Genomic DNA, 20,300 nt, shown 5'->3' with positions numbered 1-20,300 from the left:
GCGCCTGAGTCAACCCCATCGCGCCGACACGCTAGTTGCTTTGCTCCAGCACCAGCATTGATCGCATCTTCCTGTTATGGTCACTCGTGTCGCGTCGTGACACGGGCATCAAGGATCCCGCGCACGAGGCACGCCCGCAATGTCCGATATAAACAGCAGAGCACTCCCGTGATGCAACAGCAGGCCAGCAAAGCCACACAGATACTGCCCACCTTCGTGACACGACGCGACAGCCGCCTGGGTGTCACCCGCAGCCACCTTCTCTCCCTGCTCCGGAGGCCTTCGCGATGACCACAACAGCCAATGCGAGCGCCATTGACGACGCCACCGAGGCAGCGCTTCCCGCGCCCGCGGTGATCGCCATCGCTACTCAGAAGGGCGGAGTCGGCAAGACGACCACCACCGTGAACCTTGGTTCACGTCTTGCCATGGCGGGTTACAACGTCTTGATCGTCGATCTTGAGCCACAAGCCCAGGCCGGCACCGCGCTCGGCGTCACCCTGGGCGGTCTCGACGATCCGGTCGAGAGCCAGGCTGAACTCCAGCGCTCCCTCGGTTACATCCTGCAGATGCAGCTTCAAGGGTTTCCCCGCCCCCATCTCAAGCAAGCGATGTTCGATCGCACCGCGGACGTGCTCGAGGGCTTCGAAGAGCACGGAGCACTGTGTGTTCTCGCCTCCGAAGAAGCTTCCATGTCAGCCGCCCAGAACGCTTTCGTGACCCGGCCCTACAAGGAGACCGCGACCCTTCGTCACATGCTGTTGCGAGAGGCACGTGGCTTCCATTTCGTCCTCATCGACACACCGCCAGCCGTCTCGCATCTCAACGCCGTGGCACTGGCAGCGGCCGACTACGTCATCACCATCTGCCTCCCGGAGTACCAGTCCATCAAGGGCGCACTGGTTCTGAGTGCGGCCACGCACGCGGTCGAGACGAACACCGGCGGTGAATGCAAGCCCCAGCTCCTGGGCGCCCTTCTCAACCGGTCGAATCCGGAGTCGGCCTGGACCGCACAAGACGTTGACATCCGCAACGCGATGATCGGCGACGGCATCAACGCCGAACCCGGGCGAGGACTCTTCCCGTTCGTCACGGACGTACGCCGGGACGTCCGCATCTCGGAGTCGTACATCTATGGCCGCCCAGCCGTAGTCAGGTTCCCCAACCATTCGTGCGGCAAGCAGTACACCAGCGTCGTCGAGGAGATCCTGGACCGCATCGAGCTGCCACGCCAGAAGTGGACGATCGCCGAGCCGGTCCTGATCGAGGAGAGCGCCGATGCCTGAGGAGCCTGAGACCTCCGAAGCGGAGTCGAGGAAGCCCAAGAAGAAGGCCACCAAGCGGGCCGCACTGCGGCCTCGTGCCGGGTTGCTCGACAATCCCGCGCTGTCCGGCGCGGCGACGGTCGCGGCTCGATCGGTGCTCGGACAGGGTGCCGGCTCCCCGCCGGGCCTGGGCATGTCGACGCCGGCATCGCTTACCCCTCAGCCGCAGGCAGTGCCGGCGCCCAGTACACCCGCGGAGGGTGCCGACTCGGCCGTCGCCGGAGAGCCGAGCGCACCTTCTGCTGCTTCCGCTGCGGCCCCGCAAAACCCACCGCAGGACGATGCACCTGCGCAGTCGAATGCCGCCGACTTGAACGAGCCTCGCTCTCCTGCGCGGCCCCTGAACGTCGCGCGTGTGGTCGACGACAGTGATGCAAGCGCGCCTCGCAACACCCCTGCGCCGCCTGCTGCTGATCTTGAGGTGGACGAAGAACCGCCTGGCTTCCCGCCTGCGGCGGCCGTATCGCAGACACCTCGTGGGGCTGTTGCCGGTACCCGACACGCCGGGAATGCACAGTCGTCCGGGCGCGCTCAGCAGGTATCGCCTCGTGCTGCCGTTATCGAGCCTGCGAGCGATCGGCATCCTGATGTTCCTGTGACCTCGCACGACGACCGGCCGGGGGAGGAGACCTCCGCATCCGAGCCGTCGGCTGAGAAGTCGACCGATCGGCATCCGGATGCTCTCGACGCATCGCATGACGACCGGCCGCGCAAGCAGCTCCCGGCATCACAGCCGCCGGCGGAGGACACCGACACTCGCCAAGCACCCTCGGGACCACGTCGTAAGCGAACCGGCGGCTCACGCCAGAGTTCCAAGATCGGGCCGGCACATCAGGCCCTGCTGAACTCTTGGCGTAGCAGTCGGCTGGACCTCCAACTCCGGCGCCAAGGGTGGCAGACCCATCCCTTCCGTTTCGCACCCGATCTGGTCGCGCAGCTCAGCAAGCGCGTGGCGCAGGACTGCTCTTCATCGGGCAAGTCGTTGACCGCCGCCCAGTACGTAGATGCCGCCATGTCCTTGTACCTGCCGCAGACCATAGAGGAACAGCTCGAACTCGCGGAGGAGTTCCTGCTCTCTCGTGAGACTGACGTGGGCACGGGAAAGCAGGCCAGCCACCGAGTCAGTCCCGAGGTGTTCGCCGTCGCGGCACCCCTGGCCAACGACCTGCGCGAAGCTGGGCATGCGCGAATCGCCGTCCATGTCTACTCGGGTGTACTCGACAGGTTCTTGCAGGACCTCGAGGCAGAAGGACCGCTGCACAGTTGACCGCCGCGTTGATGTAGCAGTCCAGGACACTCCCGCGCGCCGCGCACGTCCAACCCCTGGGGTAGAGCGCTTTGGGGCCGCCCCGCCAGCCCGAGCAGATCAGTGAGGTTGGCCCCAAGGCCGCCGGTGCGCACAAGGGTGCGGCCATACCGAGCGGCCCTGCACTCCAGCGCTGCGCGCCACGAACTCTGGCCGCCTTGCGCCCGGCTCGGTTCCTCTTCTTTACGGAGAGGGAGAACCGGGCCTACAACTGCTTCTCGGCCCGGTGCCGGCGCACGAACGGTGGGCCGTCGCTCATCACGCCATCCGCGGATGGCGAAGTGCCCGAGCCCCAGGTCCACGCCGCCGCCCGTCGGAGTGACGAACCTCAGCCCGGCGGCCCGCGGGGTATCACCGGGCGCTCAGCGCACCGCCGAAAACCATCCGAGCACAGCTCAGCACAGCGCAGCGCTGACCACGTACATGTGGTCAGCGCTGCGCTGTTGGAACCGATGCAGCCCGGATGAGCAGCGGTCACGTCCGCCGGAACCGTCCTCCGCCGAGTCGGTTCGTAGGTAGGTCAGTAGCTACTCCGATAGCTACGTAGGCATGCTTGAAGGGATGTCTGTAGGTATCTCAGTAGGCATCTTGGTGCTCTTCTTTGTTCGTACGGTAGCCAGCTTTCGAGCACCTCGCATACGTCGCGACGCGACACCGAAAAACGTCGATCAATGCGGACAGCTCGGGCTGAAGCCCAGGTAGGCAGGAAAAACTGACGGCATGTTCGTGTCGCGTCGCGACACGAACATGGCCCGCAGTGCGCTACGGTGATCCACAGGTTTAAGGACGGAAACTGGAGATGCCTTGTCTGCCTACGTGCAGCCGGCCGTTCTCGCGAACATGGCCAACCTCAACCGCTCCTGGGTGACCAAAGCCGCCCAGCTCGGCCTCGTCAACCCGAGTGCCCTTGACGGCGAAGACCTCATTGTCGTGCGCGTCTTCGCCTTCGTGGACCAACTCGTCTGGCCGGGCAAAAAGCGGTCGAGGAGCGAGGCCCGGGCCATGGAGCCGTGGCAGTCGCTCGCCGTCAACGCGGCGAGGGCCGCCGCACGCGATACCGCCACGAAGATGGACTCCATCCTCTGGATCACTCCCGAAGGAGTGGAGGTCACCAACACCACCGGCGACCATGTCGCCTTCGTCCTCAAACACCAGCGGTCCAACTTCGTCGCCGTCCCCATCGGCGAATGGGTCGCCGAGCTGCCACCGAACCTGGAAACCATCTTCCAGTGGCCGCGCAAGATCGTGAACACCACCGTCACCGTCGACGACCAGGCCGTCGACCTACTGGCATTCAGCACCATCCCCCAGCAGGTCACCGTGTTCGCCACATCGTCGCGGAGCCTCGACGACAGCTCGTTCCAAAAGGTCAAGCAACACGTAGCCGCAGCGCATCCTGGCTCAGACGTCCGCGTCATCGAGCGCCGGACCACCGACTCCCCGTCCAACTGGTACGAGCTGCACGCCCTGCCTTCGGGAGGCCTCGTGCGACGTCCAGTCGACTACACAAGCCTCCTGAACGAATACGGGCCCCAGCTCGAGAATCTCGGACGCCGACCGGCCCGGGAGGCAACGTGACACGCCAAGCACCCCGTAGCCCGCATCAGCCTCGGGCCATGCTCTGCCTCGCCGCACATCCGCGGCCCGAGCATGGTTCGCGCACAGACGCCCGTCAAGGGCCCAACTAGCAGAAAGGCCCGGGATCTGCGGTCCCGGGCCACTGCTGTAGTCGAGGAGGTGAGGAAGACCCCATAGCTGAATCCCGTCGCACACCCGGCACTCCTGCTACACCCTAGCGGGCCGGGTGTCGATGAGGGACGTCCTCGTAACTCCTCGACTGGAGCAGATCATAGCCACCCAGACGAGGGCTGGCACAGTGATGCCTGAAACCGGCATCAACCCTCAGCCCAATACGCCGCAATATTCACCTTTTATTAATCAATCCCCTTCTGCGGCTCCTCATCGCAGCAGGAGCGCCGACCCCGCCAACCCCCACGAGCCAGCGCACTCCAGCAGCCCGAGGCGCAGCCACCCACTCCGCCTCGGGAAAGCGATGCGGACACGGCTTCACACCGCGGTCCGGACCCTCATGTCCGACCCACGGCTGGTCGGCTCCACCCACACACAGGTCCTCGCGTTGCTGGTTCTTGCGGCAAAGACGAATCACCGCACCCTGCAAGTCCGCATCACAGCCCGGGAGCTGGGCCGCTGGCTGGGGGTAACGGAGTCAAGCATCGACCACGACGTGATGCCGAACCTGGTCGCGGCGAAGTTGCTGACGACCGAGGTCGTCACGGCGCCAAGCGGCCGCATCGACGGGCTGGTGTGCCGTGTCGAACCGCTGTGGGAGGCACACGCCTCTCACACGGCACCGCTAGCACTGACGAAACGGGAGTTCGCTGTTCTCCTGGCCCTGATCGAGGCGTTGTTCGCGCCAGGGTGGGCGCGCAGCGATACCGCTGCGGGGCTGCTGGCGGAACGCCGGAATCGTGGCGCTGCGACGGATCGACTGGCGCTGCTGCTGCTGGTTCTGTGCGCACGTGAAGACGGCTCCGTGCCGCTGGTCGGCGGGATCGTCAAGGACGGGCGCGGGCGCGCTGCTGCGACGCTGGGGCGGCTGCTGGGCTGCTCGGTGTCAGGGGGGAGCAAAGTCCTGACGCGGCTGCGCCAGTGGGGTGTCGTGGAGACGCCTTCGCGTAGTACGCGCTCAGGCCTGCGAGGAAGGAGCCTGCTGCTGGTGCCGGCCATCGCCGCAGCATCGGCTCGTGATGGTTCCGTCGCGCCAGTTCCTCACTTCCCGGCGCACCAGCGGGGGACGGGTCGGGCGGTGACGGTCTCCACGCACCCCGCACATGCCGTCTCGAACACGGCGGGGGAGTCGGCCCCTCTGGCGGGCAAGGGCTGGTCCGAGGCAGTTGTCGAGGGCCCCCCGAGAGAGCGCCCTGCTACTGCACCCGGAGATCCCGGACAGGGCGACCATGGTGAACCTCCTGGTCAGCCCCCTGCTGGCACTGCTGCCGAAGATGCCAGGCCTGTGATTCCTGGGCGCCCCGCTACCGCGTCTCTTCACGCAACTCACGCTGGGGTGGTTGGGGTTGACCATGAATGTGCCGGTGAGTTGGGGTTTTCCGGCTCTGCCGTCTGGGGCGGAGGTGGTCTCCCGGGACGCGCGCGTGTGCGCGAGGCGGCCGACCCGTTCTCAGAGGCTACTCACGGCACTGCTCAGGCCGACCCGCTGCGCGGGGACAAGCCCGACCAAGTGCGTTCTGGAAGCAGGGTGTCGTGCCGGTCCGCGTCCAGTCGCCAGACATCCGTACCGCAGGAGCTTGCCGAGGCGCTCGCGCCCGTAGGCGCGCTCTGGGCGCAGCTTCATCGGTCGAGTACGCGGACGTGGCTGGCGAATTTGGTCCGGGACGAGGTCGATCGGCTGCGGGGACTGGTGGGTCCGGAGCTTGCTCAACAGGTCTTGTCCGAAAGGCTGGAGCGGCGACTGACTTCTTCGGGGCAGACTTCGGTGGTCGACCCAGTGGGATGGCTTCGGAAGCGGGGGCTGGCGCAGAGGCCCGGCTGTTGGTCCACGATGTGCGACGAGGGCCTCCGCATGGATACCGGCCAGGCATGCGTGAGTTGCCAGGTTCTGGTGGAGGACCGGCGGGTCCTGCGGCGTACGGTGGCGAAAGAGGTCCATAACGAGCGGGTGTCCGGTCGGCTGGTCATCGCTGAGAGCAGGGTGCGACGGGAAATCGAGCACCGGCTGCAGCAGGTTGTGCGCGAGGAGATGGACCGTAGGGAAGCAGCGCGGAAGCTTGCAGCGGCCCAGCAGCCAATGCGGCAGGCGTCGTACAAGCTGAGGCGCCAGGTGCTGGCTGAGACGGAGCGTGCGCGGGCGGCGGCGCCGTGTGCTGACTGCGGGCTGCCCGAGGCGGGCGGGTTGTGCCTTGTCTGCACGGAGCGGCGCGGGACGCAAGCGGCTATGGAAGAGGCCATCGACATGGCCATCGTGTTGCAGTTCGACGCGAATGATGCCTCTGCCACGCGTTCGCTTCGAGACGAGTGTGCTCGTGCGACACGAGCCGCGCTGGAGGAACGCCTCGAGCAACTACGGGATCAGGGTCTGGACGAGACGGCACTTGCCTTCAACGGGCGCCGGTTGATGGAGGGCTTGCGGGATCGACGCAGGCGGGCGGCGTTGGCGACGCTGAGCCAGCACGGGGAGGGGGAAGGTGATCAGGCAGTCCGGACGGCGGCTACGGCCAAATCCCGCACCCGACAGCAGCCAGGATCGGCAAGGGCTCACAACGCCGTATCCGAAGTGGGCGAGGGTGCCATTCGCCGGACCGCCGAGCGGTGGCTGGGAGTGCTCCTCGCACAGCTGCGCGTTGTATGTTCTCTCGGCCCTGCTCCGGTGGACGATGAGTAACGTCCTGGCGGCGGCCGCACCTGGTCGTCATACGCCATGTCGAAGAGGTCACCGGGACCGCAGCGATGTCCTGCCGGTACTTCGGGATCAGCCGGCAGGCGTACTCCACCTGGTACCGCCGCTACCAGGCCGAAGGAATCGAGGGCCTGCGCACCCGCTCCGCAGCCCGAAGACGTCCCCGAACGCGCCCCACGTCGAAGTGATCGGAAAGATCATCCACCTGCGGCCCGGGCTCCTTGGCGGCCAGGGGTGATGGTGGACCATCACCTACCGCATCCCCCGCGCAGCCGTGTGGTTCTGGCATGCACACGTGTCGCCGTCGCCTTCGGGAGTACACTGCCGGTGAGACACGTGTCTCGAGGGTCGGAGCCCGGCGGGCATGTGTGACCACATAAGCGGCAGCAGGTTTCCCGATCGGTATCCGCGTCACGTCGTCCGGTGTGTCTTCCGCTAACGACCACGGACTGTGAGGACCGCATGACCGCCACCCCTTCGGGAGTCAACACGGCGATCGAACAGGGCTCCGCGCGGGGCTCAGGCAACTCCCGCCACAACACCATCGAGGCACTGACCGTCTCCCACGCCGGCGAGCACATGTATCTGGTGCATACGGGGAGCAGGCTGCCGATGTGGCTTACTCGGCTCGCTGACCGGCTGAGTCCCACCCGGCCCGGCGAGGCCGTCGTCCTGATCGGCGCGCCGCTGGACGAGGACGGTGTGGAGGGGCTGTGCCGACGGCTGGCACCCGTGCTGGAGGCGAGCCGGGACGCGCGAGTGCGCCTGCTGGTACTGGTGATGTCCGAAGGGGCCGATGAGGCCGAAGGCCGCCCGTCGGCAGCCCGGCTGATCTGCGAACGGTGGGGGTTCGACGTCCTGGCCACAGCCGGGTCCGCGCTCGTGACGGCGGACGGTGCCCTCTTCTCACCAGACCTTCCGGGCATGTCCAGCAGTTGGTGGCACTTCTCGCCGGGCGCACCCGCCCGGTGCATGAGCAGCCATCTGCCGGTCCCGGACTGGGAGGCCGCCGTGCGGCGAGTGGGTCGGCAGACGGTGGCCGGGCACGTCGTCGAGCCCGTACCGGCCGGACTGGCCGTACGGCCCGTGGGTCCGGCGTCACTCGCCACCCGGATTCGGCTGCACTCCATCCCGCCGGAACACGGCCGACCCCAGCTGATTCTCGCGTCGCCCGACATTCCCACCGCAGCCCTCGCCGTGGTGATGGGCACGCTTCCGGAGCACGTCCGCGGCTCGTTGCGGTTGATGTTCCTGGCCGGCCGGCCGATGCTGAGGACCGGGCAGGAGGTGGCGGACCTCCTGGGCTGTGACGTCCACGTGGCCGTGGGAGCGCCCCTCGTAAGCGGCGGGATCGTGCCGGACGACGCCTCGGCCGGCGACGCCATCGCGGACCAATACCTGTTCGACGCCGTCGGCCGGCCCGCCTGGCGGCCCTTCGCCCAGACCGTCGTTCACGCACCGGCCGCAGGCGGAGACGACCGGCCGATACGCGTGACGCAATGGCGTGTCCCCCCGGTCCTCGCTGGGGGCACCGAGCCCGACGCGCTGTCGCTCGGACGGCACTGGAAGGTGGCCGTGACCCCGGCGGGTCTGTGGGTCGGACCCCGTGACGCGCAACCGCCGCTCCTCGTCACCGCCCGCCCCGCCAGCGCCGACACCGTCGCGCTCGACCTCGGGGCTACGCACCGGACACTCGACGAATCCCTGTGGCCGGAACTGGACACCCTGTTCGAGCAGTTGGAGCCCGAGGTCTGTGTCAGAGCCGTGGTTCACGTCCACGGCGTCCTCGGCACACAGGACCGGGAGCGGCTGCTCGAACTCACCGTCCGGCACGGGCTGCGGCAGCCCGACCCCGAGGTCGCCGGCCGGTCGGTACCCGTCGCGCACCACGGCACCGGCCCAGAGCACACAGCGAGTTCGCACTTGGCCACCGGTTCAAGCGGAGCCTGGCTCCATACCCGGCCAGAGGCCTCCTAAACGCTCCCACACAACCGACGCCTCCCGAACTCACACACAAATGCCGCTGCTGGAAGTGAACGAAGCCACACCTCGTGCACGGCCATCCAGGGCCTCACCAAGTGCCACGAGATTGAAATGCCGATCAGGCAGACAGCCGTTGACATCATCCACGGCGGACAAGACCCGGAGCAGGCCGTGCACGTCCTGACGGCACGCGCCATCAAGGCCGAAACACTTCGCCGGCACAGCAGACCGAAATTATCGTTCGACGGTCTGGTCAGGCCGGGTAGGCTGCTCCTGGGCAAAGGAATACAACTCCTCGTCCGTATCCTCGGCCATGCCGGGCACCGAAGCCACAGTCTGGTGCGCGGGGCATGGCCCACACTCATCCCAGCCGGGCAACCCCGGCGACAGCGAAATAGGACGCAGCATGGCCAGCGGCACCGTGAAGTGGTTCAACTCCGAGAAGGGCTTCGGCTTCATCTCCCAGGACGACGGCGGCCCCGACGTCTTCGCCCACTACACCGCGATCAGCGGCAACGGGTACCGGGAACTGAACGAAGGCGAGAAGGTCACCTTCGACATTACCCAGGGACAGAAGGGCCCCCAGGCCGAGAACATCGTCCGCGGCTGACGTCGGCAAGACTCGCCTGCCCCGCCGAAACTCTGTTGTAGAGTGGCATCACCGACGCGGGGTGGAGCAGCTCGGTAGCTCGCTGGGCTCATAACCCAGAGGTCGCAGGTTCAAATCCTGTCCCCGCTACCAGAAGAAGGGACCCGGCACCGACCGGGTCCCCTTCGGTGTTCCCCCCCCGACATCCTGTCTCCCTAGCACTGCCGGCCCGTCATCGGTCATCCGTTGGCGCCGCAGCCGGATGAGAGAAAAAGCCCTACGGGTAGGAACAACCCAGTGGCCCCGCGCGGTGCATGCGTGCGGGGCCACTGACACTTCAGTAGTGCGTTTCAGCGATTGAAGGCAATGAACGCCTTCCAGGCTTCCGGCTTGACCGCGAGGGCCAGTCCGTTGACTTGCTTGGAGTCGCACACGGCGACGTGGTCGCGCCCGGTCTTCGGGTTGGCGACCTTGACGCAGTTGTTGCCGTTGCCGCTGTAGGACGACACGAAGTAGTCGTCCTCGGGGGCTAGGTCGAGGGCGTTCTGGGCCATGTCTCAAATCTCTCGTGATAGTCGGTGCAGGAATTTTGGCGTCTCCGCGACAGGGAGCGCGCCGTCCCGTAGGGCGTCGAACCTGCGGGTGAACATCCAGACCTCAGTGTCCTTGTCGCTGAGGTTGGAAGCGCCGTCAAACGTATCCATCTGAACCACGGTCGGGATCGGGTCTGCGAACTCCATCAGGGTGAAGTCGAAGTGGGCCCGATAGGTGGGGCTGGAGAGCGGCAGGATCTGGATGGTCACGTTGTCCAGCGACGCGAGTTCGGCCAGCCGCTCAATCTGCACCTTCATGATGTCCGTGCTGCCCATGACCCTGCGCAGGACGGCCTCGTCAAGGATGGCGCGGATCTCTACCGGGTTCTCCCGCGTGAGGATCTCCTGCCGTTCCATACGCAGGGCGATGCCGCGCTCGACGAACTCGGTCGTACGCTCCTCGACCGGCTTTCCACCCTCGAAGATAGCTCTTGCGTATGCCTCGGTCTGAAAGAGACCGAACACGACGTCAGGCTGCCACGCCTTTATGGCCTTGGCACCGTCTTCCAGACCGATGTACATCGCCATGCCCGACGGCATGGTGCGCGAGTAGGTGCTCCACCATCCCCGATTGAGCCCGTCGCGGTGGATGCCGACCAAGAACTCTACGTCCTCCTCGTCGGTAATGCCGTACCGCTCCAGCAAAGCTTCGAGGTCGGAGGCGCGGCGGAACGCGGAGGTTCCCTTCTCCACCCGATAGAGCTGGGAGTCGGAAATATTGAGGCCTTTGACTGCATCCTTGAGGTTGGTGATGCCGGCGTTCTTGCGCAGGCGCTCCAGCTCCAGTCCGAGCTGCACGCGCCTGACTGTCGGTCCTGTCGGAGCCGCCACGTGCCCTCCTGCGTCGAGTCCATCTGATGGTGCCCCGAGTCCTCCCGGCTCAGTCGAGAGTTACCCCAACTCGGCGCAGAGTCCGGTGGTTTCTGGTGAGAGTCCGGGTGGACCGGGCGCGAGTCCTGAGTCTGCCACCTTCAGTCTCCTCTGCAAAGGGCAGAGCGTAGTTGCCTGCATATGCCTCTTCGAGTGAAGTCTTCACTTCGCCTTGCAACGCAACTGTCCCATGCAGCAGCCTTGTTGTGCACGGAAACGGACTGCCCGACAGCAGATCGTGACCGGTGTCAGGGGTGCTCGAACCTGCCGTTGGGCACTGCCTGGCGGGCACCCGCGCGGTCCGCCGTCGTACTCCACCTCGGCGGCGGACCGCGCACCCTCCCCCAGCGCGGTCTGCCGCCCGTCACTCACCAGCGGACCGTGCTCCCAACAACGCGTGAGCTGCCGTCCGACCTGGATCTCCCCGGTTCTATGAAAGGCGGCGCCTCACGTCCCTCACGGACCGGACGGAGACAGCCCCCATGTCACCGAGCACGGCACGAACGCCGATGGACATCGACAACGAGCGCGACCGCCGCAGCAGGTTCCGTCCCCCTGACGCGCGGCCACCGGCGCGCGGGCCCTGGCTCCAGAAGACTCGCCTGGCGAACAACGCGTTCGCGCTGGAGAAGGTGTCCCGGCAGCGACGGATCATCGCGTACGCACGAATCGGCGCCGACGGCCAGGCTGACAAGGAGCTGGCGGCCGTGCGGCGGCTCATCGAGGAGCAAGGGCACACCAGGCTCCGCGAGGTGACCGATGTCGGCGCCCCTCACGCGCCCCTGAGCAGGACTGGCTGGAACGAGGCCCGCCGCCTGGTGCGCGCCGGGCTCGCCGACGGGATCGCCGCGCTCAACCGGGACGCAGTCAGCATCCACAACCAGGAGTACGAGGACGAGCTGCTGTGGCTCGGCGAGCGGCCGGCGCTGCTGCTTCTCGTGATCGGCGAGGCCACATGAAGAGGCCCGACCGCTGGTTAGACGAGCGCCGTGTCGGCTGGCGGCAGATCACCGGCCAGATCGTCTACGTCGCGTTCGTGTGCGCGCTCGTCATCTCCCTGCTCTCGTACGCCAGGCACGACTGAGAGGACACCGATGAACGCCCCGATGCCCCGCCGTGAGCCGGGTGCCGCGCTGCGCGCGATAGAGGACCAAGCCCCGCCGCCCGAGGACGGCGTGAACCTGTTCGGCGTCACCGACGGCGAGACCCGCGCCTTCGACCGCTTCCGCCTGACCGGCCTGGTGATGGTCCAGGGCGGCATGAACGATCCGGAGCCCGCAGCATGATCGAGACGATTCGCATGGTGCGCGAGGACCAGACTCCCGAGTACTGGGACGACCGGCACAGCCGGGGCCATGGCGATGCGCCGGTGAGCGCGTTCGAGGCGCAGATGTTCCGCGCCTACGTCGACCCCACTCCCGGGATGATCGCCCTCGACGTCGGCTGCGGTGCGGGAGCATTCGCTTCCCGGCTCGCCACCTGGGGCCTGGACGTCCTCGCCGCCGACTTCTCCCACCGAGCCATCGCGAACGCACGGCAGGCACAAACCCACCACGAAAGCCTCAGCTTTGCCCTGCACGACTTCAACGCCGACGCGATCCCGCCCAGCCTGCCGCCGGGCTCCGTCGACCTCGTGGTGTGCAGGATGTCGCTCGCCTACCTGGACCGCGCACGTTTCATCGGCGACGTGCGGCGCTGGCTCACGCCCGAAGGCATCCTGCACATCACCACCCCCGTCACCGAGCGCGCCCCGGCACAGATGCCGTACCGGAGCCTCGGCCTGGACACCATCAACGGCCTGGCTGACGGATGGCGGCACTGCAACCGCTACGACATCGAGGGCCAGGGCGCGGTGACCTGCATCGTCCTCAGAGCCCCCATGCACTGACCCCTCAGGCCCGGTCCCCTCGGTCCTTCCGACCTCGCCGAGGAGACCGCTCCCCCTGGCCCGTCGAGCCCGCCCGCTCAGCTGGCCTCGACGGGTCAGGCACCCGAACTTCCGTTCCCTGGCACCCGATCGGGAAGTCACAGCCAGGGGGCGGGGGCACGCTCCCGCCTCCCGCCCGCCGCGATGGACGGTGTGGCGGACGGGTGGCGGGCCTCAAACCACCGGCGCGGGACTGGTGGTCCCCTCCCTTGCTTACTCCAGACCCGCGCCGGTGACCGTCAACCGAAGGGATGCGACCAGCCATGCTTTTGCCCGAGATCGCAGCCGAACTGCTGAAGCGCAGGGACGCCGACCAGGAGGCCCGGAAATGCGCCGAGCGGTCCAAAGAGCACGAGGACGGGCTGTCGATCCAGACCATCGACCGGGACAACACGGCCTGGCTGAAGGTGGTCATCAGCGAGCACGGCTGGCCCGGCATCACCCTCGTCGGCGAGGACGGAGCCGACGCGGCAAGGCTGCTCGCGCAGCACGCCGACCAGGACCTGGCGTTCCAGAAGAAGGCCCTTGAACTGCTCAGGCTCGCGGTGGCCGCCGGGCAGGCGCCCGCGCGGCACTCCGCGTACCTCATCGACCGTGTACGCGTCGCCGAGGGAAAGCGGCAGCTGTATGGCACGCAGTACCACGGCGTCGGTGCCGGCGCCGCACTGTACGCGGTGGAGGACCCGGAGCGGCTGGACGAGCGGCGGGACTACGTCGGGCTCGAACCGCACGCCGACTACGACCGGCGCATGCGGTCGACCCAAGCCGCCGAGCACGGAACCGGACTGCCCCCAGAGAGGACTGCCATGACAGGGGACCATCTCCCCATCCCGCCCGCGGAATACGTCGAGCTGATCGCCCAGATGACCGGCTACGCCTGCCTCCTCGTCACAGACGAGCACAACAATCCGCTGCTGCTGCGCGCCTCCGATAGCTCGAACCGGTGGCAGTGGCCGGGTGGCAACATGGAGAAGGGCGAGGACCCGTTGACGACAGCCCTGCGCGAGGCCGAGGAGGAGACCAGCCTCGGCCACTGGGACGACGCGACCGCTCATCTGTTGGTCGCGCACTTCGTGAGCAGGCATCCGCTGTGGCCCAAGCCGCACGCGGGCTGGCTGTTCGACGGAGGACAGCTCACCGAGAAGCAGATCGCCGCGATCCGGGTGGACCCCAACGAGCACTACGAGTACGCGGTGCGCCCCCTGGACGCGTGGCGTGAGGTCCTGAACCAGGACGACTTCGAGGTCCTGGGCCTGGCCCTGGAAGCGCGGCACACGGGATGCGTCCGCTACCACGTGACCGACAGCATCTGAGCCCCCATAGCGCGGACTCGACCAGACCCCCGCTCCTCGTGCCCAAACGACCTGGCAGGACACCGGAAGCGGGCCGATCGGTGCTGTGGCCCTGTTCCCCATGGGCCCCGCGCCGGTCCTCCAACCTCCCAGCCCGTCCCGCCTGAGCTGCGCTCACAAGGCGCCGCCCGGCGGCGAATGTTGCGGGCCGGGTTGCACATCCACCACCGAGCGCGCATCGGCGCGCGCCCAGACACAAGAGGGGCTGCCCATGGATGTGTTCCGCAAGCTTCACGGAGCGGGCAACGATTTCATCCTGGTGACCGGCAGTGGGGCTCACCCGCCGCCGCGAGGCTGGCCGGACGCGAGCATCCGCCTGTGCGAGCGACGCAAAGGGATCGGTGCTGACGGCTTGGTCGTGAGCACGCTGATACAGCACGACCCGCTCGTGCTGGAGGTGCCCTGCTATAACTCCGACGGTTCGACGGCGACGATGTGCGGGAACGCGCTGCGCTGCGCGCCTGGACGGCCGCCCACGACCTGGGCGAGACCCGTATGACGCTGGTCATGGCCGGCGTAAAGCACAAGGCCGTGGTCCGTGTCGATGACGTGGCGGTCACCGCGGACCTCAACCGGCTCGACATGCGGTTGTTCCGGACCGCATGGCAGGGTCGGCCGCTCTGGTTCGACTACGCCCACACTGGCACCGAGCACGCGGTGGCGTTCGTGGACAACGTGGACGACGTCGACGCCGAGGTATGCGGGCGGCTCGTCCGGCACCACGAGGCGCTGACCAGCGTCGGCGGCGCGAACGTCAACTTCGTCCAGGTCTTACCCGGCGATGAGCTGCGTATCCGCACCTACGAGCGGGGCGTCGAGGCCGAGACCCTGTCGTGCGGCAGCGGGTCCGTCGCCGCGACCGCCGTGGCCCGTGTGCGCGGGCTGGTGTCCAACGGCGGCAGCGTCACCGTGCACAACCGGTCCGGCACGCCGCTGACCGTTCAACCGACCGATTTTCCGGGCGACTCGTTCTGGGTGTCCGGGCTCGTGTCCTATGTCTTCCGAGGGGAACTCGCATGACGCTCACGCACATTGACCACATGGACACCGGCATGATCCGAGCCGATCTCGGGCGGCTGAGGATCTGGGGCGCGTAGGACCTGAACGTGGCCGTCGTGTACGGGGCGGTGTCCACCGAGGACGCCCTGTACATCGCGAAGAGCCCGGTGGAGAGGCTCTTTCTGCTCTCGCTGCGACGACTGCACAGGGTGTGCGAACTCGTACGTAGGAGCGCGCTCCCCACGGGCTCTCTACGCCAGGCGATGGCGACGTTCGACAGGCAGGTCTCGCCGCTGACCAGCGTGCGCAATACACTGGAGCACCTGGACGCCACCGCCGTCAGCGACAACGCGGGAGGACAGGGTGATCAGCACCCATAACGGCATCCGACTCGACACCATGACACTGTTCATCTCCGCTCAGGACGTACATGCGGCCATCCGGCTCGTCGTCGATGTCGACCCGATCGCGGCTGCAGACGTTCACGGTCAGCACCCGATCATCGTCCTACCTGGCTCTGCCTGATTTTGCCGCTGCCCGCGGTCGACCGGATTGGATGACCCGGCAACTCGATTCGGCGACAACGGATTTCGCGAACCACGTCACGACTCCGGCCAATGATCAATGCGGCTGCCCGGCACCCTTTCGTTCGGGTGCCTCTCGTTCTCGCGTGTTCCCTCAGCTTCTCGACCCGGGATTCAAGGGGTGTAGGAGCCCAGGAGCACGCCGACCAACATCCCGGCGAGCAGGAACGGGCCGAAGGGGATCCTTGTCGTCCGTCCGGCCCGGCCCGCAAGCATCAGTCCGATGCCGTACAGCGCGCCGAGCAGGTAGCCGACGAAGGTCCCGACCAGGACGATCGCCCAGCCGTACCAGCCCAGGACAGTGCCCAGGACGAGGGCGAGTTTCACATCGCCGAACCCGAAGTCCCTGCTGATCAGGAAGAGCACGAAGTAGCCGGCGCCCAGGACGAGCGAGCCGAGCAGCGCGGACGTCCAGCTACCGGCGGCACCGGGCAGCAGCGCGGCACCACCGAGCAGCACGAGCGCCGCCGCGGCAAGTGGCAGGGTGAGCACGTCGGGCAGCCGGTGCTCTGCGAAGTCGACGGTGGCGAGCAGCACGGCGGCCGGGGCGAGCAGCAGCCAGACCACCAGCTCGGGGCGGGCCCCGGTGGCGGCCGCCAGCAGGGCGCAGACCACGCCCGTGACGGCGGCGACGGTGGGAGCGCTGGGGCCGTAAGAGTCGCCATCTGTGCACCGGGCCCGCCCCAGCCAACCGCCGGCGATCCCGGCAAGGGGATGTCCGGCAGGACACGTTGTCCGCCACGGCTCACCGGGCGGCACGGAGAGCCGGTACGCGGCGCGCGGTATGAGCAGGCCCGCGCCTACACCCCACAGGACGGCCATCGCGGTGATCCAGAACGTCTCCACCGGACGGAGCCTAAGCTCCGCTTCGTCTGCGCGTGCGTCTGGCCGGCCTCGCTGGGGCAGAGCGTGGAGCCCAATAGGTAAATGCCGGGCACTGTGCCGAGTCCAGGCACCACAATCGGCGCAGCACACGAACCACCAGGAAGGCGCCGCACGATGGACGAACTGCGTTTCGACGCGCCCGTCGGGACCATGTCCATCGGTGACCGGGACAACAGCCTGATGCTCCTCAAGGAGCTCGGGGCGCACAGCCTGCGCCTGTAACTGGAGGTGAAAACCCCGGCGGCTGTCGAGGCCGGGCGCGTGCTGATTCTGGACACCGCCTTGTGGGCGCCGTTCGACAACGGGCAGCGGGGCATGCTCGGCACCGCCACGGCCACCGTCGCGTTCCGCCCCGACTCCGTCGAGCGCCCGGATCTGCGCTACATGCTCACCAGCACGCAGGTGCGGGCTCTGGACGAACACCGGTCCGGCGACCTGCGCCTGGAGATCGAGATCCGAACCACCTTGCCCCAGGCGACCTCCTACCCGGGCGCCTCGGCGACGCTGCACATCTCCTTCGCCGAGAGCCGCTGGCGCCAGCAGATGGAGGGCCTCGGCCCGTCCCTCGCCGTCGAGATATCCGTGCCCTTCCCCGCGGACGACGAAGAGCGCCAGGAGGCCGTCCGCTACCTGCGCGAGGCACAGCGCGCGGCTGCGGGACGACGACATCGACGGCGCCATGCTCGAAGCGCGCCGCACGCTGGAGTACATCAAGGTCAACAGCGGCTGGTCCTGGCCCGGCAGCAAGCCGTCCCGCGAGCGAACCCCGGAGGAACGCTGTTCGTGGATCCGGGCCGCCCTCGAGGACCAGGCGAGCGGCGCGCTGCACAAGGACGCCGTCACCAAGACGTTCACGTACAGCCGCGTAGAGGCGGAGACGATGATCGCCATGGCGGCCGCGCTGCTACGCCTGCTGGACTGACGGCGAAGTCTTCGGTGATGGGCCAGTGCCGATCGGGCCGTATGGAACCGGCGCTTGCCCGTACCGCCGTCAAGCGCTGCGCGGCCTCCGCCCCGTCGTCTTCTTCGCCGTGGTCTTCTTGGCCGGCTGCTTCTTCGTCATCTTCTTGGCGGCGGCCTTCCTCCCCGGAAGTTCGTGGACGTCGGCGTGCTCGCCACGGGACGCCTTGGCCTGCTGGACCGACTCGTTCAGCGCGGCCATCAGATCGAGCACCTGGCCCGGCTGCTCAGGCTCCGGGGCTTCAGGGAGGGGCTTCTCCTCCCTCTTCGCTTCGATGAACGTTCCTTTGGTGAAGACCACACCTTACTGGCTAGGTGATCTTGAGGAACCGGAGGGATGAGGAAGGCTCTCCAGGCACTCCCATGTGATCACTATTCGTTGACGAGTCGCCGGAAGCACCCGCTAAGCACCTCCACGGCGCGGCGAACCGTGGAAGTGTGAGGCTTGCTCAGAAAGTGACGCATCAGAGGAGTGGCAACAGAAGTGACTGCGGCAGGGAACGGTGCGCGGCCGGTACTCACCCGGGCCCACCGGCTCCTCATCGGCGTCGTGGTGACCGGCGCCTTGATCATCGCTGGCATCGGCTTCACCGGCTCGTACGCGGCCGTCCGCGAGTTGGCAGTCAAGAAGGGCTTCGGAGACTTCTCCTATGTCTTCCCGATCGGTATCGACGCCGGCATCTGTGTCCTGCTGGCCCTGGACCTCCTGCTGACCTGGATCCGCATCCCGTTCCCCTTGCTTCGGCAGACGGCCTGGCTCCTGACAGCCGCAACCATCGCGTTCAACGGAGCCGCAGCCTGGCCCGACCCGCTCGGCGTCGGCATGCACGCGGTGATCCCGATCCTGTTTGTCGTGGCAGTCGAAGCGGCTCGGCACGCGATCGGCCGCATCGCCGACATCACCGCCGACAAGCACATGGAGGGCGTCCGCCTGACCCGCTGGATCCTCTCGCCGATCCCAACGTTCCTCCTCTGGCGCCGCATGAAGCTGTGGGAGCTCCGCTCCTACGACCAGGTCATCAAGCTCGAACAGGAACGCCTCGTTTACCAGGCCAGTCTCCGCTCCCGCTTCGGTCGCGCCTGGCGGCGCAAGGCCCCGGTCGAGTCTCTGATGCCGCTCCGCCTGGCCCGCTACGGCGTCCCCCTCGCCGAGACCGCCCCGGCCGGGCTGGCCGCAGCGGGCATCGATGAGCCGCCGATCCAGTTCAGCGTCGAGCGGGCCCCGGTTCCGGCACAGCGACAGAGCCCCGAACTTGAGGCCGCCGTCGACCAAGAGGAGGAGCTGGCGCCTGTGGGCGGTCCTCAACCCCAGCGGGGGGAGAAGGCGCGAGCCGCACACCTGGAACAGTCGCATGACCTTGGAGACGAAGGGAACGCCAACCACCTCGCCAGCGCCTATCAGGACTGGATGGCCGCCTTCGGTATCGAGCCCACGAGTGAGCAGTTCGCTCTGTGGCTCCAGGATCAGTACGGCATCGCCACAGCGGCCGGCGGTCCGCTGTCTGACGAGCAACTCCAGCCCTTGCTGCGGCTCCTCAAGCAGCGTCACACGCCCGCAGTCGAGAACGGCACCGAACCCCAAGCCCAGCAGGACACGGACGACGGGTGGGGTGACTACTTCTACAACGCCTGGCTCGCGTACGCGCAGGAGCACGGGGTTCACCCCGATGCCGGCGCCCTTGCCACGTACGTCTACGAACGCGACCAGATCACCGGAGGCAACGGCCAGCCCATCACGGGCGAAGACCTGGAGGGTTACGTTGCGGCCTTCCGGCAGCGTGAGTTCGGCGAGACGGAACCGCCCGCCGGTGAGGAAGCCGCCGAGTCCGCCACACAGATTCGTTCAGGCGATCCCCTCCTCAACGACGACGAGCTTGAGGAGGCTCCGGCCACCGCAGGAGCGCACCCCGCCAAGGAACAGCGCAGTCCCAGGGTGAGCGCCGCCATTGATGACCTGCCGGGCGAGGACGACGCGACCGGAGAGCCCGCCGCGCTCACCACCGTCGACCGCTACTACCTAGCCTGGACGGAATACCAGACCGAGCACAGCCAGGAACCGAGAGCCGAGCAGCTCTCCGCCTACCTTGCAAGCAAGAAGGGCATGACCGGCCGCGGCGGAAAGCCGGTCAGCCCGTCCACCTTGCGCCGCTACCTTCTGCCATTCCGGGTCTACAACGTCTGGGCCGAACACCGGGTGCGCAATGAAATCCCGTCGCCCGATGCCATTGCGCAGGAGTGCGCAGCCCACGGGATCACCGCGCAGCACAACAAGCCCCTCACCACCGACTACATTGCCGAGCAGGCCGACGACTTCGAGCGGCGCTGGCAGGCACTGACCCGCCACCACGCGAAGCCACAGCAGTGACAAGCCGCGCCCCGGCCGTTACTGCGCACCAGTGATCCCGTCAGCGTCACGGCTGCGCATCGAAGAGAAACCGCAGGTCACCTCAGCATTGCGCAGACTGGCTGCCATTGCGCAGCTAGTGCGCACA

The 20,300-nt window shown here is 67.3% G+C and carries 21 protein-coding genes, 1 tRNA gene and 1 pseudogene; 19 read left to right on the top strand and 4 right to left on the bottom strand.

The annotated features are described in order from the left end of the window. The first annotated feature begins 287 nt into the window (after positions 1-287). The 8 genes and pseudogenes from A6P39_RS42235 (at position 288) to A6P39_RS42200 (ending at position 9,791) form a co-directional block, all read left to right on the top strand. A complete protein-coding gene (locus A6P39_RS42235) occupies positions 288-1,286 on the top strand; it encodes a ParA family protein (RefSeq protein ID WP_275884246.1) in 999 nt (332 codons plus the stop codon). A 634-nt stretch (positions 1,287-1,920) separates the two neighbouring features. After that, complete coding sequence (locus tag A6P39_RS42230) at positions 1,921-2,592, top strand: hypothetical protein (RefSeq protein ID WP_275884245.1); 672 nt, start codon at positions 1,921-1,923, stop codon at positions 2,590-2,592. Positions 2,593-3,435: 843 nt separating this feature from the next. Beyond that, entirely contained in the window at positions 3,436-4,209 is a 774-nt protein-coding gene (locus A6P39_RS42225) for a hypothetical protein (protein WP_275884244.1), read from the top strand. A gap of 2,023 nt (positions 4,210-6,232) precedes the next feature. Next, the gene (locus A6P39_RS42220; protein ID WP_275884243.1) at positions 6,233-7,051 is read left to right on the top strand and encodes a hypothetical protein; all 819 of its coding nucleotides are present in this window, start codon (positions 6,233-6,235) and stop codon (positions 7,049-7,051) included. 20 nt (positions 7,052-7,071) lie between these two features. Next, a pseudogene (locus A6P39_RS42215) lies at positions 7,072-7,277 on the top strand (helix-turn-helix domain-containing protein); the annotation flags it as partial. A gap of 251 nt (positions 7,278-7,528) precedes the next feature. Beyond that, positions 7,529-9,043 (top strand): hypothetical protein, encoded by a 1,515-nt coding sequence (locus A6P39_RS42210; protein WP_275884241.1) that lies wholly within the window; start codon positions 7,529-7,531, stop codon positions 9,041-9,043. A 412-nt stretch (positions 9,044-9,455) separates the two neighbouring features. Continuing rightward, positions 9,456-9,659 (top strand): cold-shock protein, encoded by a 204-nt coding sequence (locus tag A6P39_RS42205; protein WP_275884240.1) that lies wholly within the window; start codon positions 9,456-9,458, stop codon positions 9,657-9,659. A gap of 55 nt (positions 9,660-9,714) precedes the next feature. After that, positions 9,715-9,791: transfer RNA gene (locus A6P39_RS42200), tRNA-Met, on the top strand. A 197-nt stretch (positions 9,792-9,988) separates the two neighbouring features. Here A6P39_RS42200 and A6P39_RS42195 read toward each other — a convergent pair. Further along, complete coding sequence (locus A6P39_RS42195) at positions 9,989-10,192, bottom strand: DUF397 domain-containing protein (protein ID WP_275884239.1); 204 nt, start codon at positions 10,190-10,192, stop codon at positions 9,989-9,991. Between the two features lie 3 nt (positions 10,193-10,195). Continuing rightward, the gene (locus tag A6P39_RS42190) at positions 10,196-11,029 is read right to left on the bottom strand and encodes a helix-turn-helix domain-containing protein (protein ID WP_275884238.1); all 834 of its coding nucleotides are present in this window, start codon (positions 11,027-11,029) and stop codon (positions 10,196-10,198) included. Positions 11,030-11,583: 554 nt separating this feature from the next. Between A6P39_RS42190 and A6P39_RS42185 the strand changes: the two genes are divergently transcribed. The 9 genes from A6P39_RS42185 to A6P39_RS42145 all read left to right on the top strand — a co-directional run bounded on the left by A6P39_RS42185 (position 11,584) and on the right by A6P39_RS42145 (position 15,904). After that, complete coding sequence (locus tag A6P39_RS42185) at positions 11,584-12,060, top strand: hypothetical protein (protein ID WP_275884237.1); 477 nt, start codon at positions 11,584-11,586, stop codon at positions 12,058-12,060. After that, complete coding sequence (locus A6P39_RS42180) at positions 12,057-12,185, top strand: hypothetical protein (protein WP_275884236.1); 129 nt, start codon at positions 12,057-12,059, stop codon at positions 12,183-12,185. The genes A6P39_RS42185 and A6P39_RS42180 overlap by 4 nt, the downstream gene beginning before the upstream one ends. A 10-nt stretch (positions 12,186-12,195) precedes the next feature. Further along, positions 12,196-12,387 (top strand): hypothetical protein, encoded by a 192-nt coding sequence (locus tag A6P39_RS42175; protein ID WP_275884235.1) that lies wholly within the window; start codon positions 12,196-12,198, stop codon positions 12,385-12,387. Further along, entirely contained in the window at positions 12,384-12,989 is a 606-nt protein-coding gene (locus A6P39_RS42170) for a class I SAM-dependent methyltransferase (RefSeq protein ID WP_275884234.1), read from the top strand. Before A6P39_RS42175 ends, A6P39_RS42170 begins: the two co-directional genes overlap by 4 nt. 302 nt (positions 12,990-13,291) lie before the next feature. Beyond that, positions 13,292-14,341, top strand: coding sequence for a DUF6624 domain-containing protein (locus tag A6P39_RS42165; protein ID WP_275884233.1), 1,050 nt, complete (start codon positions 13,292-13,294; stop codon positions 14,339-14,341). A gap of 100 nt (positions 14,342-14,441) precedes the next feature. Next, a complete protein-coding gene (locus A6P39_RS42160) occupies positions 14,442-14,879 on the top strand; it encodes a hypothetical protein (RefSeq protein WP_331454234.1) in 438 nt (145 codons plus the stop codon). Continuing rightward, positions 14,816-15,400 (top strand): hypothetical protein, encoded by a 585-nt coding sequence (locus A6P39_RS42155; RefSeq protein ID WP_275884231.1) that lies wholly within the window; start codon positions 14,816-14,818, stop codon positions 15,398-15,400. The genes A6P39_RS42160 and A6P39_RS42155 overlap by 64 nt, the downstream gene beginning before the upstream one ends. An 86-nt stretch (positions 15,401-15,486) precedes the next feature. Further along, positions 15,487-15,759 carry a hypothetical protein gene (locus A6P39_RS42150; RefSeq protein ID WP_275884230.1) on the top strand — a complete coding sequence of 91 codons (273 nt, stop codon included), beginning with the start codon at positions 15,487-15,489 and terminating at the stop codon, positions 15,757-15,759. Beyond that, positions 15,743-15,904 (top strand): hypothetical protein, encoded by a 162-nt coding sequence (locus A6P39_RS42145; RefSeq protein ID WP_275884229.1) that lies wholly within the window; start codon positions 15,743-15,745, stop codon positions 15,902-15,904. The genes A6P39_RS42150 and A6P39_RS42145 overlap by 17 nt, the downstream gene beginning before the upstream one ends. Before the next feature lie 173 nt (positions 15,905-16,077). Here the strand turns inward: A6P39_RS42145 and A6P39_RS42140 are convergent, their stop codons facing one another. Continuing rightward, the gene (locus A6P39_RS42140; protein WP_275884395.1) at positions 16,078-16,785 is read right to left on the bottom strand and encodes a prepilin peptidase; all 708 of its coding nucleotides are present in this window, start codon (positions 16,783-16,785) and stop codon (positions 16,078-16,080) included. Positions 16,786-17,527: 742 nt separating this feature from the next. On the opposite strand from A6P39_RS42140, the gene A6P39_RS42135 reads away from it, so the two are divergent. Continuing rightward, positions 17,528-17,770, top strand: a complete 243-nt coding sequence (locus A6P39_RS42135; RefSeq protein WP_275884228.1) for a hypothetical protein — start codon at positions 17,528-17,530, stop codon at positions 17,768-17,770. Between the two features lie 69 nt (positions 17,771-17,839). On the opposite strand, the gene A6P39_RS42130 is transcribed toward A6P39_RS42135, so the two are convergent. Continuing rightward, positions 17,840-18,109, bottom strand: a complete 270-nt coding sequence (locus A6P39_RS42130; RefSeq protein WP_331454225.1) for a hypothetical protein — start codon at positions 18,107-18,109, stop codon at positions 17,840-17,842. Positions 18,110-18,280: 171 nt separating this feature from the next. Here A6P39_RS42130 and A6P39_RS42125 point away from each other — a divergent pair, with 171 nt between their 5' ends. After that, on the top strand, positions 18,281-20,173 hold the full coding sequence (locus A6P39_RS42125) for a DUF2637 domain-containing protein (protein ID WP_275884227.1): 1,893 nt from the start codon (positions 18,281-18,283) through the stop codon (positions 20,171-20,173). Positions 20,174-20,300 lie beyond the last annotated feature (127 nt).

Source organism: Streptomyces sp. FXJ1.172, from assembly GCF_001636945.3.
Taxonomy (GTDB): domain Bacteria; phylum Actinomycetota; class Actinomycetes; order Streptomycetales; family Streptomycetaceae; genus Streptomyces.
Note: the sequence above shows the minus strand (reverse complement) of the source record. Positions and strands in the feature narration are given on the sequence as shown.